Annotated in this window: 16 protein-coding genes; 8 read left to right on the top strand and 8 right to left on the bottom strand. The window is 43.4% G+C overall.

Annotated elements, in window-relative coordinates; genetic code table 11:
- Nucleotides 1-3: 3 nt before the first annotated feature.
- Complete coding sequence (locus L5M38_RS19510; protein WP_006081200.1) at nucleotides 4-183, top strand: Trm112 family protein; 180 nt, start codon at nucleotides 4-6, stop codon at nucleotides 181-183.
- Between the two features lie 149 nt (nucleotides 184-332).
- Here L5M38_RS19510 and L5M38_RS19505 read toward each other — a convergent pair whose 3' ends face one another.
- On the bottom strand, nucleotides 333-794 hold the full coding sequence (locus L5M38_RS19505) for a hypothetical protein (RefSeq protein WP_263180075.1): 462 nt from the start codon (nucleotides 792-794) through the stop codon (nucleotides 333-335).
- Between the two features lie 132 nt (nucleotides 795-926).
- On the opposite strand from L5M38_RS19505, the gene L5M38_RS19500 reads away from it, so the two are divergent.
- Complete coding sequence (locus L5M38_RS19500; RefSeq protein WP_263180074.1) at nucleotides 927-1,616, top strand: energy-coupling factor ABC transporter permease; 690 nt, start codon at nucleotides 927-929, stop codon at nucleotides 1,614-1,616.
- A 147-nt stretch (nucleotides 1,617-1,763) separates the two neighbouring features.
- Here L5M38_RS19500 and L5M38_RS19495 read toward each other — a convergent pair whose 3' ends face one another.
- The 4 genes from L5M38_RS19495 to L5M38_RS19480 form a co-directional block, all read right to left on the bottom strand.
- Nucleotides 1,764-2,120 carry a glutathione S-transferase N-terminal domain-containing protein gene (locus L5M38_RS19495; RefSeq protein WP_028760396.1) on the bottom strand — a complete coding sequence of 119 codons (357 nt, stop codon included), beginning with the start codon at nucleotides 2,118-2,120 and terminating at the stop codon, nucleotides 1,764-1,766.
- Between the two features lie 302 nt (nucleotides 2,121-2,422).
- Nucleotides 2,423-4,924: a DUF748 domain-containing protein gene (locus tag L5M38_RS19490; RefSeq protein ID WP_263180073.1), complete on the bottom strand. Its 2,502-nt coding sequence runs from the start codon at nucleotides 4,922-4,924 to the stop codon at nucleotides 2,423-2,425.
- Nucleotides 4,893-5,816, bottom strand: coding sequence for a DUF748 domain-containing protein (locus L5M38_RS19485; RefSeq protein ID WP_263180072.1), 924 nt, complete (start codon nucleotides 5,814-5,816; stop codon nucleotides 4,893-4,895). Before L5M38_RS19485 ends, L5M38_RS19490 begins: the two co-directional genes overlap by 32 nt.
- Nucleotides 5,817-6,071: 255 nt before the next feature.
- Nucleotides 6,072-6,452 carry a VOC family protein gene (locus L5M38_RS19480; RefSeq protein ID WP_028760394.1) on the bottom strand — a complete coding sequence of 127 codons (381 nt, stop codon included), beginning with the start codon at nucleotides 6,450-6,452 and terminating at the stop codon, nucleotides 6,072-6,074.
- A 435-nt stretch (nucleotides 6,453-6,887) separates the two neighbouring features.
- Here L5M38_RS19480 and L5M38_RS19475 point away from each other — a divergent pair, with 435 nt between their 5' ends.
- The 3 genes from L5M38_RS19475 to L5M38_RS19465 all read left to right on the top strand — a co-directional run bounded on the left by L5M38_RS19475 (nucleotide 6,888) and on the right by L5M38_RS19465 (nucleotide 8,253).
- Nucleotides 6,888-7,592 carry a DUF445 domain-containing protein gene (locus tag L5M38_RS19475; protein ID WP_105253144.1) on the top strand — a complete coding sequence of 235 codons (705 nt, stop codon included), beginning with the start codon at nucleotides 6,888-6,890 and terminating at the stop codon, nucleotides 7,590-7,592.
- 102 nt (nucleotides 7,593-7,694) lie between these two features.
- The gene (locus L5M38_RS19470) at nucleotides 7,695-8,045 is read left to right on the top strand and encodes a VOC family protein (RefSeq protein ID WP_113938808.1); all 351 of its coding nucleotides are present in this window, start codon (nucleotides 7,695-7,697) and stop codon (nucleotides 8,043-8,045) included.
- Nucleotides 8,020-8,253, top strand: coding sequence for a DUF1289 domain-containing protein (locus tag L5M38_RS19465; RefSeq protein ID WP_263180086.1), 234 nt, complete (start codon nucleotides 8,020-8,022; stop codon nucleotides 8,251-8,253). The genes L5M38_RS19470 and L5M38_RS19465 overlap by 26 nt, the downstream gene beginning before the upstream one ends.
- Before the next feature lie 125 nt (nucleotides 8,254-8,378).
- On the opposite strand, the gene cdd is transcribed toward L5M38_RS19465, so the two are convergent.
- A complete protein-coding gene (gene cdd / locus L5M38_RS19460; RefSeq protein WP_212599913.1) occupies nucleotides 8,379-9,269 on the bottom strand; it encodes a cytidine deaminase in 891 nt (296 codons plus the stop codon).
- Nucleotides 9,270-9,480: 211 nt separating this feature from the next.
- Nucleotides 9,481-10,899: an exodeoxyribonuclease I gene (gene sbcB, locus L5M38_RS19455; RefSeq protein WP_263180071.1), complete on the bottom strand. Its 1,419-nt coding sequence runs from the start codon at nucleotides 10,897-10,899 to the stop codon at nucleotides 9,481-9,483.
- A gap of 176 nt (nucleotides 10,900-11,075) precedes the next feature.
- On the opposite strand from sbcB, the gene L5M38_RS19450 reads away from it, so the two are divergent.
- Nucleotides 11,076-11,294 carry an Arm DNA-binding domain-containing protein gene (locus tag L5M38_RS19450; protein WP_263166806.1) on the top strand — a complete coding sequence of 73 codons (219 nt, stop codon included), beginning with the start codon at nucleotides 11,076-11,078 and terminating at the stop codon, nucleotides 11,292-11,294.
- A 340-nt stretch (nucleotides 11,295-11,634) separates the two neighbouring features.
- Here the strand turns inward: L5M38_RS19450 and L5M38_RS19445 are convergent, their stop codons facing one another.
- Complete coding sequence (locus L5M38_RS19445; protein ID WP_263166807.1) at nucleotides 11,635-12,096, bottom strand: Fur family transcriptional regulator; 462 nt, start codon at nucleotides 12,094-12,096, stop codon at nucleotides 11,635-11,637.
- 232 nt (nucleotides 12,097-12,328) lie between these two features.
- On the opposite strand from L5M38_RS19445, the gene L5M38_RS19440 reads away from it, so the two are divergent.
- On the top strand, nucleotides 12,329-13,618 hold the full coding sequence (locus L5M38_RS19440) for a TonB-dependent receptor plug domain-containing protein (protein WP_263180070.1): 1,290 nt from the start codon (nucleotides 12,329-12,331) through the stop codon (nucleotides 13,616-13,618).
- 31 nt (nucleotides 13,619-13,649) lie between these two features.
- Nucleotides 13,650-13,793: transposase (locus L5M38_RS19435; RefSeq protein WP_263140584.1), on the top strand; the 144-nt coding region annotated here is incomplete at its 3' end.

Here is a 13,793-nt window from a genome sequence, read left to right as displayed (position 1 = left end):
TCCATGGCATTCGATAAAAAATTGTTAGATATAGTGGCTTGCCCTGTGTGTAAGGGAAAACTTGAGTACGATAAAACGACGCAGCAGTTGATTTGTAAGGCAGATAAACTTGCTTATCCGATCACTGAAGGTATCCCTGTGTTATTGGAAAATCGTGCTGTGCCACTGACCGAATCAGTTTAGTGTGATGTGAATGCGCGTATTGTCTCATACGCGCATGCTTATTATTATCGTTTTAGCTATTTTTAGCCGATTTAAGTTTTTTGTATTGGTAACTGTGCACGTTTCTTCATTACTTTGAGTTTAGTTAATAGCTCATAAATTGAGTTTAGTTAATAGCTCATAAATTTGTGTTTATCAGCATTGGTTGCCCCCTCTTGGCACTCACCGCGGATTTCTCCTCGACCAGGCTCGATAATTCGGCTTAATTCAATATAACCTTCGCGGCAATAACCCGTCATTTCAAGGGTTTTGATTAAACCTAAATCAACCTGTCTCCCCCAAATTTCTAATGAGTCCTGTAGATCTTGCATCGCGCGACGTTGCTCACGGGGATCTTGCATATTACGTATGCGTGCCTCGTGTGGAAAAGGGCGGTCTGTCTCATTCATTGTCGACTTTTCATCGACCAGCCGCGCTTTGTAGCTGAAGAGTTTAAGGCCATCGCTTTTAATATCCGTCGTTAACTTATCCCGTAATTTTCCGGCGAGTTCACTCGGGTCAATTGGCGCACTGCTGCAGGCGATGAGCGAGAAACAACTTAAGATGGCAAGGCTGAGATATCGAAACGGCATAATCAAATTTAACTCTTAGGTTATTAACTGACAGAAGAATACCTTAATATGGCCCTAAAGTTCATGGATTTATGGCATTCTCATAGGCTGAGTACGCGCCGATAGGTGTAATGGATTAAGGATGGGCGAGTAATGTTGGCGTTTTGGTCAAATAAATGGGCGCAAATCGAATGGGATATGAGCCTGACTCAAGGTATATGCCTTATGTTCTTGGCGTTATGGATCTACGCCATATGGCCAAAAGAAGAGTTAGTGCAGCTCCGGCGGGATAAACATCTCCAATTACGTTTGTTGCTGACGTTGGTGGGGATCAATGCGCTGTGGTCGCTAAATGCCAGTATCCAAACTGGGTTGCATCTGCATTTTCTGGGAATTGTCACTTGTATGCTGATGTTCGGCTGGCGTCTTGCGACTCTAGTGTTGCTATTGCCGAGCGCTTTTTTTAGTCTTTTTGTATTAAAGCAGCCCGCTGATTTTGGTGCTTTTAGTTTGTTCGCTATGGCTGTGCCGCTGTTTCTGTGTTTTATCCTATACAGTCGCAGTTACCATTTATTTCCTAAACATATTTTTGTATTCATCTTCGTCGGTGGTTTTATCAATGCGGGCCTCTCAACTGTGTTTCATCAATTGAGTTGGGCGATGTGGTTGTGGTCTGCAGCGGATTACGATTGGAATGTGTTAGTAGACGACTACCTGATACTCATCCCTTTGCTGGCATTCCCAGAGGCATTGCTTAATGGTATGGCGGTGACGCTATTGGTGGTGTATCAGCCCCAGTGGTTATTTGATTATTCTGACCGTGAATATTTGTGGCGTAAGTAAATGCGATAAAACAACGCAATAAAAGAACTGCGCCCGAAACCTCGTCATTCCAACGTAAAGCCCTTTGTAAGGGCCCATAGAACAGACGATTGAAAAGGTTACTGGACGCACTTACTTGTATATTTGCGCTGACCGTTGCGCCGTGATTTAGGCGAAGCGTTGGTCTAAGTAGTTAATGATTTCTTTTGATTCATATAACCACTGTACTTGACCGTTTTCTTCAATCCGCAGACAAGGCACTTGCTGTTTGCCGCCTTGAGCGATGAGTTCATCTTTATGCGGCGCTTTTTTAGCGTCGTGGGTCACTATGTTGAGTCCTTGGCGACGCATTGCACGGCGGACTTTTACACAAAATGGGCATGCAGGATATTGATACAGGGCTAATGCTTGAGTTTGAGCATCAATTTTTTGTTGCTCAGCCAGTGGACGTTGGCGCTTCTTAGGGCTAAATACGAAGTTTAAAAACAGAATAATCCTGCCTAAAATCCAGCGAATGATAAACATGTTATTGACCTTAATGATAATTTTTGTGGAAGAACATTTGTGCGTCATGGCGCCACAGAAAGCGTGCGGCGAGTCTGAGACCCAGTCGTTTAAAAACTGTGATCTCAGTTGTATAAAGGTCGCAGAGTGTAACCTATGGCACCAAGCACGGCCAACATTTTAGAGTGAATTAACAGATAGATGATTTGATTGTAGAAGAATGGTTTTTTGATTGGTTATGACGCTTAGCCATAAGGTAAAAGCCCGCTAAAGTCGAACTTTAGCGGGCTTAGTTTTATATAAAAAGCAGTTAATTGGCTGAGTTATTGAGCATCAATGGTGAGACTCACTTGGGCTGCATTCTGGGTTAAACTCACTCGGCTTTCGAGCAAGAAGATCCGCTCTGGGGCAATTTCTTTCACGTCCACTAGGTAAGCTTTAACGGCTTTTGCTCTTTCTTGGGCCAAATTACCCAACATGCCATCGTTAACATTCTGCGCTTTTACCGACAGATTATATAACGCGATATGCCAGCGGGTGGTGATTTCGTCATCGGAAAGCTGCGCGTCTTTGGCCTCTGCGATAACAGTGTCTTTGATTTGGGCAGGATCGGCTTTAACTTCTTGTTCATAAAGCTTTACTAGCGCATCGGCAAGCGGCCCTTGGGTCGGGAATTGACTCGGACTTAAATCATCAGGTAACGCACTAAATTCAATATTGGCTAATTTAGCCAATTTACGCTTCATGATGCGCTCAGCAATGGCTTGGCTGTCATTGATGGCATCGACTTCCCCTTCAACGCTGAGCTTGAGCATAGGTCTGTCGAGTAAGGCGCTAGCGAGTTTGTCTAAACTTTTTTGCTCATCTTCACTTAGGCTGAATTTGCCTGCGGCAAAGCTTATCTTATCTAAGGTTTCGTCAGAACCTATGAGTCCAGCTAAGAAAGTGAAGGGCGCAGTGACGGCTTTAGTGATCACATTGGTAATCGCCGTCATTATGATGCTGCCGACACTAAAGCTGGGTGAGTCTAAATCGCCTGAGACCTCCATACCTAAATCAATCACGCCGTTACGGTCCTGCAGCAGGGCAATCGCGAGCGTGATGGGTAAGCTAGTGGCAAGGTCACTGTCACTGGGTTTACCAAGTTTCAGTTGGTCTATGACCAGATGGTTACTGCCCTTGAGCTTGTTCTTATCGAGTTGATAGTTCAGCGATAGTGATAGCTGCCCTTTATCTATGTAGTAACCCGCATAGGTGCCTGAGTAAGGATTGACTGAGGTTAACTCAACGCTCTTAAAGACTAAATCGAGATCTAAATATGGCATATCTAGCAAAGGGTTAATATCGCCTTTTAGAGTTACAGGCGCATACTTGTCTATCTTACCTTTGATATCGACCGAGGCCTTAGTCCCTGGCGTTGACGACAAGTGAGTGATATTACCTTCAAGTAACTCAATCCCTGAGGCAAAGTTTGGTGTCAGTGAGTTATCGGCAAAGTAAGCTGAGCCTTGGCTAAAGCTAATTTTTTGAATATCGAGGTTTAACTCAGGCGTTGTCTTGCTTGCCGTTTGCAGCTCGGTTTGCTTAGCACTGGCTGTGGTTGTGTTTTTAGTTGTCTTGCTATTTGCAGCCGGAGCCTCAACGATAAGATCGCTGATATTAGTGGTTCTATCTTTGGCTATCACCACTTTGGCGTAGGGTTGATTAAAGGCTAAGTGATCAATTTTGATTTGATTTTTCTGTTGGTCAAAATCCAGTTGATTGATATTCATCTTTTGCCATTTGACCAGTGGAGCATTACGCAATTTGTCATGAATAGCTAAATCATCGAGCTCAACACTGCCACCGTAAATGGCTTTGCCTTTAGCATCGGCGGTCAGCTTGCCTGCTGAGCTTAATAGACCGCTCTTGAGCTGGATATTCACGTAGGGCGCTAAATAGGGCTGAAATTGGGTTAACGCCAGCTTATCGAGTTGGATATTGGCATCTATGGTTTCGCCCGTCACATCGACTTGGCCTTGAGAGCACAAAGTACCTTGACCATTGAGGCTGAGTTGTAGCTCATATTCAATCGGAGCGGTTAAGGTACTCGTTATGACCTTAGTTGAAAAATTAAGCGGATACACTCGCCATTGCTGCGGTGTGGCCGTTAGCTTTTGTTCCGATAGATTAAGGTCATAGTTTTCAATATTGAGCGCATCGAGTTGCACTAACCAAGTGTCAGTTGACGTCGTTACTGGTGTTTGCTTGATTGGCAGCAGAGGATCTGCCTCAGAAGCGACTTCTGCAGCGGTTTCTTTAGTGGCATCAGTGGTGACATTTGCGGTTGCTTCTGTCTTTTGTTCTGTTTTATCACTCTCGTTAGTTGCGGCTAATTCGCTTTCCGTTGCTTTGTTTGCGCTATCGCTTGGACCAGTGGCAGTCTCTGCTATTTGACGTTTTTCTTCGACTTGCGCAACTTGTACGCGTTCTAGCGATTTAGCATCGGTTGGTTTAGCAACCGGCTGCGTAGTCGTTGTGGAGGCGCTTAACGATTTAGGCATGAATAAGCCAACAAGATCGAGCCCGTCTTGGTTCAAAATGGCACTCATTGTTAGGCCATCGCTGTGGAGTTTGTTGATATGCACTTTCTGCTGCTTCAAGTTGGCTGAAATGCCGTCGAGGGCTAACATGGGGAGCTTTACCACTGAGCGATCTTTGTCGTTAATGTTAAGTTTTTCAACAATAAACTGGCCATTGTTGCTGATGACTTGTAACTCGCCATTCTCGGCAAGATCCACTTGATACTGAGTTTTAATACTGAGTTTTAATACTGAGCTCGCCATCCGTGAGGACGGGATTAAATTGATCGTCGATAAATCGCCATAGTGGTGTCAGTTTGAGTTTGGCGACTTGGATGTCACCCGCAACTTTTAGCGGGAACAATTGGAATTGCCCCTGCAAACTGATTTCACCAGCATGATCATCACTGAGTTGTATCGCATAGTGATTGTGCTTGATAGGCACAATGGGTGAGTCAGACGTTGATTGGGCGTTTGGTGTCGTATTATCAACTTTGTTTACTTTTATGGCTGGTGTTATCGATGCCGATGATGCCGCCATCAAATATTCAGTATCAAGGGAACTGAGTTTTAGATTGATATTGGGGTAGTTCACTTGAGCATGGGTAATTTTGTCATCGAAGTTAAATTGTCCCGCATCTAACACAAATTGGCTGAGCAGGACACGAACGGGTGAACTGGCTTCTGTGGGGGCTGTTTCTGTGCTCGTGGATGAATGCTCGTTCAGGGTCTGCAGAATATCGTCGAAGTTGAATCCAGCTTTCCCTTTTTTCTCCACGCGAATGATATGTGCGTAGGGCGCTTGTATGTGTATGTTTTCGATAACGGCGGCGCGATTAAAAACAGATCGCCAAAAGTGTATTTCGAATTGGACTTGTGCAATGCCAGCAAAAGGTTTGTCGTCTTTTTCTTTAATGGCCAGTTGGTCGATTTCGACTTTGAAATTAAAGGGATTGATGCGGATATCCCCGAGGGTGACGGGACGGCCGAGTAAAGCAGAGAGTTTTTCGGGTGCCAGCGTGGTTATCGCATAGGGCAGGATTAAGCCTAATGTGCAGACATAGCTAAGGTAGACTGCTGTGAGGTAAATAATCACTCGCAGGTATCTTGGGAGGGCAAAAAAAGAGTGTCTGAATTGCGATAACTGGGTCAGCATTAATATCAAGGCTCCAATGCATAAGACAGGGAAAAACTTCCATAAGTACGGACATTCTAGCGAATAATGCTAATGTTTCCAGAAGTTATTTATATTTTTACCAATGAAATCTTGGTATTACACAGACAATAACGTCTTCTGATCTAAGACGTTCCTGAGTGGTAACCTATCATCTACATTGATAACTACATGTGTTTCAGCCTATGGCTAATGATTTGAGTCGTCAATACTCACCATGTTGGAGGCTATTTTTGATCAGCGATTTAAATAACTAATCGCTGCAATAATGGCGCCTTGTGGATCTTTTATCCAACAAAAACGGCCTACTTCGGGTATATCTTCAGGACCAAACAGAATATCCCCGCCAAGTTTTTTTGCGCTGATAGCGACTTGATCGACATCGTTAACGGTAATGTAGCCGGTCCAATGTGAGGGAAGCATTGGGAGCAAACTATCTGTGATCCCCCCAATGCTGACGCCCTGATTTTCAATAATATGATAATTGCCGTGGGGCATTTTGACGGTTTTAAAGTGCCAGCCAAAAATCTCAGCATAGAAGTGCATAGCCTCTTCAGTATTATTGGTTGTCAATTCATGCCAACTTAACGCTCCTGCAGTGTTAAAAGCCGATTCCATAAGCGCATCCTTTATTCTATTTTGGGTAAATTTTGTGTATTGAGCCGAGGTTAACTGTCAGTGTTCAGTGCCGGCTGTATTTTGAGCCATATTTTTTGTGCGTTATCTTGATTGAGTGTAGTTGAGGTAAGTTGATAATTCACAGACGGTAAATTAAAATTTTTGCGTTTTTTAGGTCGGCAAACATTAAATTAACTTAATGTTCTACAAGGAGATTCACTTTATTTGGTGCTGGCTAATCAGCTTCTTGTGGCTCAGTGGCGCTGCGGCTTAGTTGATGGGCTTCATCTTGCCCCTCGCGCCAAGACTTAGCACTGAAAACAGATTTTAAAACGGGTTTGTTTACTGTGGTTTGAGTGTTAGACCTGACTCCCGTTAACTTGTTAATATAGGCGAGTTTTGCATCTTATCGATGCCACCTTAGGGGATACGAGATTGAATAAGAGTTTAGTGACGAATTTATTGGCGGCTGCTTTGGTCGTTGTGGGTTACCTGATGAATTCGGCAATTGTCCTGAATGTCGGATTATTTGCTTTATCGGGTGCGATTACCAACTGGGTTGCAGTTTATATGTTGTTTGAGAAAGTCCCCGGACTCTACGGTTCGGGAGTTGTGCCTTCTCGTTTTGAAGAGTTTAAGGCGGGTATTGCTCATTTGATGATGAAACAGTTTTTTACCACTGAAAATATCGACCGATTCCTATCTGAAAAAGAAGGGCTGAGTAAAATAGACTTGGCGCCAGTGATTGAAAAGGTTGATTTAGCGCCTTCTTTTGATGCGTTAATTAGCACTGTCGCCCAATCTTCCTTTGGCGGCATGTTGTCTATGTTTGGTGGCACAGATGCCTTATTGCCGTTAAAAGAGCCGTTTATTGTGAAGATGAAAGCTTCTTTAGTTGAAATGGCACAAAGCGATGCATTTCACGAGTTGCTGAAACAAGAAATTGAACAGCCAAATGTGATGGCCGATCTGCAAACTAAAATTGCTAACATAGTGGAGCAAAGATTAAACGAGTTAACACCGCAAATGGTGAAACAAATCGTTCAGGACATGATCCAAACGCACTTAGGTTGGTTAGTGATTTGGGGCGGCGTGTTTGGCGGTCTGATTGGACTTGCCGCAGCCTTAATCCAAGGTTAACCTGAGTAAAAGCCGCGAATAGAATGGGAGCTTTGGCTCCCATTTTTACTTACGCATTTTATGTTCATCATTTTGTGTCCTGATTAAATAGCAAGGAAGTCTATGAACCGTCACCACAGTATCAATTATTTGGAAATCCCAAGTCGCGACATTACGAGCTCTAAGGCCTTTTTTAGCCAAGTTTTTGGATGGTCCTATGTCGATTATGGCCCTGAATACAGTTGCTTTATGGATGTCGGCATTACTGGGGGATTTTATCAAGCCGATGTGAATTTCACCCTCGCAAAAGGTTGCCCGCTGATTGTGATCTACAGCCAGAACTTAGAATTGACTCTGACGGCTGTCGTAACAGCTGGTGGCATTATCACAGCTGACATCTTTAGTTTTCCCGGTGGCCGTAGATTCCATTTTGTTGAACCTTGTGGCAATGAATATGCCGTCTGGTCAGAATGATCCTATTGTCACTCCTTGTATTCGAAATTGTTGTTTAGATCAGCAAGATATTTGTTTAGGTTGTTTCAGGCATCTTGATGAAATTTTAGCATGGCGCGTTATGTCGGAAGTGGAGCGGCAAGCTTGTTTTATCAGGATGGAGGAGCGTAAGGGGGAGTCTCTGGCTAAGTTCAATGACGCGGTTAGTAGAAGACAGGATGGAGCATGATTAGCCGTCAGAATTACCTACGATAATTGATTTTTAAGCTTTAAGTGGATAATCGAACGGCGAAATACGCATAAACGTATTTCGCCGTTGGCATTTTGAAACCCCCTTGGCATTTGAAGCAGACGTTACACAGGATCTACCACTATGTGCTCAAGTTCGATGGCGGCAACGGTATGGAGCGCATCCATAGTCGCGCCAACTAAGCTGATTTTTCCTTGAGATGACTCAATTAAAACCGCACGGCTGATATCGCTAAACTCACGATTGTGGCGTGCCAGATTTGATAAGGCCATCTGCATGGGCAGCATAGAAGGATTGAATGCCGCATTTTCGGCATAACGTCCGCAATAGGTTGCACCATCGTGAGTTTCTAATACCACAGCGGCAAAACTTTGGGTGTAAGGTGCATAGCTTAAACCTGCATGATCTAAACCTTCGATGATCATAGGATCGGCACTGTCTAGTGCAAATTCAGTTTGTTGCTTGGCCATTAAGGGCGAAGTGACATTTAAGTCTTTTGGCCCAAAAGCATAGGGTAAATAATAGGCCAGAGGATGGCTTTCCTGTGCGGGTAGATGAATGCTGATCTTGCTCCCTTCAACCAGTTCATTCATAAACTGACGACAATGACCGCAAGGACTGGCATTAACTATGATATCAACAATTTGGCTTTCACCACTGAGCCATGCGTGGCTGATAGCGCTTTGTTCTGCATGGACAGAATGAAATAACGCTTCACCGGGTAATTCTAAGTTGGCACCCATGTAGATATCGCCACTTTTACCTTTGGCTATCGCGCCGACATAAAACTCACTGATAGGCGGTTTGGCCAATGCCGCTGCTATCGGCAGTAATGCTAATAACACTTCTGCTTCGGTCATTTTGCTTGCACTTGTTAGCGTAGCAAGTTGCTGCGCATCAATGTGTCCAGCAAAATTCTGGTGCAACATTGGGATAAGTGCATCGGCTAACGGCGTTGGCAGTTGGGTTATGCTACGAATGAATCTATCTTGCATTTCCCTATTCCTTATTTGTTAAGTTCATGGAAGAACATTCTAGTAATTTTGTTACAGCATAAATGCGAGTTAGCTCGCGTTTATACGCTGTCAATGTCAGTGCTATCGAGAGTGATAAACTTATGTTACTCACGTATAGAGTGAGTCTATTTGTGCACACAAATAAGCTTAAGACTATAAAACAAAAGACTTAAGCTTGAATTTACACAATTTAAAGTTCACGCAAATAATGACAAAGGGCAGCAAGTAGCCTTTGCTTAGTCTCATCCGCTTGTGTTTCTTGTAGCAAATTTTCTAATTTAAGTACGTAGTCTTGATCGGCTAAGCGATTTTGACAGAATTCACGCCAGCGCTGCGACTCTGTATCATCGAGTAGTTCAGGGTAATTACGGGCGCGGTAACGAAACAGCATCTCAGGAATACGTGGATCATCAAACTGCAAATCTAACGCCGCTAGATTTTGCGGTAGGGTATGACGGATGATTTCCATTTTTGCTTTATCCGCTTGGCTAAAGAACCCACCAGAATACAGCATCAAATCGGGATCTGTGGTTACTCTGCTGTCATCGTGCTCAAATAATAGCGCCAGTTTTTCGCGTAATTCTGGGTGACGTTTTAGGCGTTTATACTGCTCTCTGGCAAATTCTTTATCTATGCCTAAACGAGCGGCATGCTCATCACTGAGGATTTTTGCCGAGGTGATAAAAGGGCACTTATTAAGATGAATTTGTTTTACTGCGATAGGTAATTCATCTTCGGCAAGATCAGCCCTTGACGTATACATGCGCGTTTTAATTTGCTCGACATCTAGCTCGAATAGCGGCGTTAAATCCATGGCTAAATTAACGCAAATAACGGCATTTTTGTTAGTAGGATGGTGCGCTACGGGTGAAATCAACGTTGCACAACCATTGCGCGCACTAATTTTAGAGCTCACGTGAACCAAAGGCTGCATATTGAGCACATCGATTTGATCGCTAACCGCTTGCTTACGGCGCAGGTCAAAATAGTACTGATATAACTTAGGCTGTTTCTCGCGAATGAGTTTTGCCATGGCGATGGTTGCATACACATCAGACATAGCATCATGGGCTTTCTCATGGCTTAAACCATTCGCTTGGGTCAGATGTTCTAGCTTAAAACTCGGAGAGCCATCTTCCTTTGTCGGCCAGTTAATACCTTCAGGCCTAAATGCGTAACAAGCGCGCACTAAATCAATGATATCCCAACGAGAGTTGCCATTTTGCCATTCACGGGCATAGGGATCGATAAAGTTCCGATAAAAGCCATAACGGGTCACTTCATCGTCAAAACGCAGTGAGTTATAACCAGCAACACAAGTGTTTGGTTGGCTAAATAGCGCTTGAATTCGTCCCATAAACTCAGTTTCTGGGATGCCTTTTAAATTAGCTAACTGTGGAGTGATCCCTGTGATTAATATTGCTTCCGGAGACGGCAAATAATCAGTGGCTTGCTTACAATAGAATGTCTCAGGCTCGCCGATGATATTGAGATCTAAATCCGTGCGAATGCCAGCAAATTGCGAGGGTCTGTCTTTCGCTGGGTTCGCTCCAAATGTTTCGTAGTCGTGCCAAAAAATCGACCCTGCTTTATCGTCTTTCATCTTCATTTATTTTCGTTCTCTAAAGCATGTAACTTCATGTTATCAGTAGTTAAATTGCTTTAATTGGATTCGTTGTCATTCACATCAATTTAGTATGCAGCTCTTCGATGTGAGTACATAATCTGTATATATTGGGTTCTGCGTCAGATTAGCTAAAATCACATGTACACAGGGTAATTAAAATGTCTTTATCTGACAATTGGTTACGTGCAATAAACGGCAATCCATATTTAGAGAAACCAGAGCTTGCAGACCGCGACGGCTTAAGCGTTCGTATTATCCCTGCAGGGACTATAACATGGCAGTATCGATTTAGGATTGATAATCCATCAGGGTGCTTAACCTTTGGTCTCTACCCGGATTTAGGACTTGCTGACGCACGTAAGCTGGTCCCTGTGTGACTAAATTCATGGGTAAATATTATAGATCCCTATGCGTTTTGGAAACCGCTTAACACATTCGAAGGCCGATCAGTTCCGCTTTACTCGAGATATTATAAGAACAGTGGAACTTATATCACTCGCCATGGCGCTTTCCCACGGCAAGCGACCGGGTAATGTTGCTTCTATTAATGAGCTGGTCCGCGATATGAAATCAAGACTGGCATATCCACGATTTTAGATGGACATTATCGACCAGAATGTCGGAGGCTGGGGGATTTATAGCGTTACTGTGAGTATGGGATAAGTTCAGCAACCATGATAAATAGCGTTCCAAATTAGTTAATGTACATAACTTAACTTAACTATTACGTTGCTGCTGACATTCATGACACCAACCCGCTAATTCAAGCTGTGGGCTCGATAAGGTAAATTCTGCTTGGCTAACATTCAACTGTAACTGTTCAACAAGAGCAGTGGGCAATGCTATCTCCGTGACTTTTTGACAAGTATTACAAATTAAAAATTGATTATGAATGTGATGATCGCATACATGATGGCAGGCAATATACTTATTCACCGTTAATAACTTATGCACTAATTGTTCCTGTACTAAGAAATCCAACATGCGATAGATAGACATTATGGGTAAACTCTCGCCCAAACTTTGTTTTAACACATCGGCAATTTCATAGGCAGACAAAGGAACATCATGATCCTGTAATACGATAAGTACTTTTTTGCGCTTACTGGTAAGATTGATGCCTTTTTCTTCACACTTTTTCACTGCTTCACGCAGTAAATCAAGATTTTTTCCTGTCATAGAACTGCCAATTTTTTTGAAATGATCATACTTGCACAGTTTACCTGATCCACCCCTCCTAATGACAATCTTTGTTAGCAATCATCAATCACCATACCGAGTGTTGTTCTGATTGCCATTTACAATCAGTAACTTAATTTACTTTCATTCATATTGAACTCGACTGATACATGATGATACGTTGTAACATATCATTTGTTTCAGCAGTAATCATATGGAGACGACCCACAAAATGAATTCCCACAAATACCTTCTGTTATTAGGTGTTGGCACTTTAGCTGTTTCAGCAGAACCTATTGAACGTATCAATGTCACTGGGCATGCTTTAGAAAAACCACTAAGTCAAAGAATACAAGCTAGTAAAATCGAACTCAGCGGCGATGAACTTAATAATCGTAAAGCCGATACCTTAGGAGAAACTTTAAGCCAATTACCGGGGGTAGACAGTGGTTTTTTTGGTAGCTCATCGGGTAGGCCACAAATCCGTGGATTTGGTGGAAACAGGGTTAAAATGTTGCTCAATGGAACTCAAGTTGAGGATATGTCGTCGGTGAGTGAGGATCAATACATCCCCATCGAGCCCTTTCTTGCTGACAGTATCTTGGTCATTAAAGGTCCTACAGCTGTGATTGCCTATGGTGGGCAAGCGATGGCAGGCATTGTTGATCTCCAAGATGGTCGTATTCCATTGACCCCAATCAATGGGTTTAACAGCCGCGCTGAAGTGAAAGCTGGCTTCAATAGTACAAGTACCGCACTGGCAAAACTTACCGCAGGGAATGAATCTTTTAACTTTGCGCTTAATATGATCAACAAAGACCGTGGTGACTACGATATCCCTGGATATTCTAAAGACAGCGATTGTAAAACGTGGTCAAAAGTCGTAGGTGCCGCACAGTTTGCCGATCTATGCCAAATCAAATATGCGCAACCTGTGTGGCAGATGAACAATCAATTAAAACGCTATGAAGATGCTACACCTTTAGAACAACAAATTATCACCGACTACTCAATAGACAGTAATGGCACTGTACTTAACAGCAGCCACCACACATCATCATTCTCGGCAGGCGGAAGCTACACTGGCCAACAACGTCTTTTGGGTTTGGCTTATGGTTATACGGACACTCATCGCGGTATTCCGGGATTTATGCGTCGTGGCAGCAGCGCACCAGTGGATTTTGATCAACGGGGTAATATTCGAATTTTCTCCCGTGGTGATCGCGTAGATATGAAGTATGTCGAAAACTGGGATGACAATTGGATAAACTCATTTAGCCTCGATGGCGCCTATTCGAATCAAGTCGATGATGAGCATATGGCTGAGGTATCCGTCAACCAATTCGAACTTACCTCTTGGGTCATTAGCCCTAAGCTCTATCATAGTTGGACATCAAACTTCGATGGTGTCTTAGGATTACAGTACGACACTAAAGCCTATAAAGGGGCTGTCTCTTCTACACAAATCCCTCGGTTTGCCCCGGGGGATTTTTTTGAACCATTTTTAATTAACCTGATCTGATCCTGACCTTTTGTTTCAGATACCACATGCCATGTTTTTAAGTGAACCATCACTCTGGGCACAGAGCATTTTTCAGCGCGCAAAATTAGGGGATGTACGAAGGACCAAACGGCTTGTACAGTTGGCGGCTCAACTTGCAGCTCATACAGGACAATCTATCGTGCAATCTCTTTCA

Origin of the sequence: Shewanella sp. SM101 (assembly GCF_025654465.1) — a bacterium.
GTDB classification, from domain to species: Bacteria; Pseudomonadota; Gammaproteobacteria; order Enterobacterales; family Shewanellaceae; genus Shewanella; species Shewanella oncorhynchi.
Note: the sequence above shows the minus strand (reverse complement) of the source record. Positions and strands in the feature narration are given on the sequence as shown.